Genomic DNA, 239 nt, shown 5'->3' on the forward strand with positions numbered 1-239 from the left:
CGGCGCGGGCGATGCCGAGTTCGGAGGCGAAGAGGCTGAATGGCGGGAGGCCGGGCAGTGCTGCCACGGCCAGTCCGGACGCCCCGCCCAGCCAGGGCACTTGGGCGATCAGCCCGCGTACCCGTCCGGTCCGGCTGGTGCCCGTCAGCTGGAGCAACCGGCCGGAGGCGCAGAATGCGGCCGACTTGGCGAGCCCGTGGCCGGCGATGTGCAGCAGGGCGGCGGACAGGGCGAGCGGG

1 protein-coding gene is annotated in these 239 nt (G+C 75.3%); it reads right to left on the minus strand.

What is annotated here, in order from left to right:
* Positions 1-239, minus strand: a 239-nt coding sequence (locus KVT45_RS55600) for a proton-conducting transporter membrane subunit (protein ID WP_302832726.1), incomplete at both ends; no start/stop codon positions are given.

It is taken from the genome of Streptomyces sp. GbtcB6 (assembly GCF_019091475.1).
Lineage (GTDB): Bacteria > Actinomycetota > Actinomycetes > Streptomycetales > Streptomycetaceae > Streptomyces > Streptomyces hyaluromycini.